Annotated in this window: 1 protein-coding gene; it reads right to left on the bottom strand. The window is 73.6% G+C overall.

Annotated features, from left to right (window positions below; genetic code table 11):
* Positions 1 to 356: phosphopantetheine-binding protein (locus FLO80_RS24320; RefSeq protein ID WP_246156824.1), on the bottom strand; the 356-nt coding region annotated here is incomplete at both ends.

Below are 356 nucleotides of genomic sequence, written 5' to 3'. Positions count from 1 at the left end.
GCCGCCGCGGCCAGGCGCTGCGGGTCGACATCCCGCGTGCGGAATTCCAGGAAGGCATGGCAGCTGACGTTGCCCAGCACCTCGCCGGCGCCACGTCCCAGCCAGTAGGCCTGCTGCACGGAAGACAGCTCGAACGGCTGGTCGCGATCCTGCGCCGCCGGCAGCGCGACCGTTGCCGGGGCGGACAGCCGGTCCGCGCAGGCCAGCAGGTCGAGCCAGGCCCCCAGGCAGGGGCGCTGCGCCAACTGGGCGAAGTCCAGCGTCGAGCCACGCGCGCGCAGGCGTTCCTGCAGGTACATCAGGCGGATCGAGTCGAGGCCGCAGCCCAGCAGGTCGTCGTCGTCCGCCAGGGCGCG

Origin of the sequence: Aquicoccus porphyridii (assembly GCF_008369105.1) — a bacterium.
In the GTDB taxonomy this organism is placed as follows: domain Bacteria; phylum Pseudomonadota; class Alphaproteobacteria; order Rhodobacterales; family Rhodobacteraceae; genus Aquicoccus; species Aquicoccus porphyridii.
This window is presented reverse-complemented; position numbering and strand designations above follow the sequence as displayed.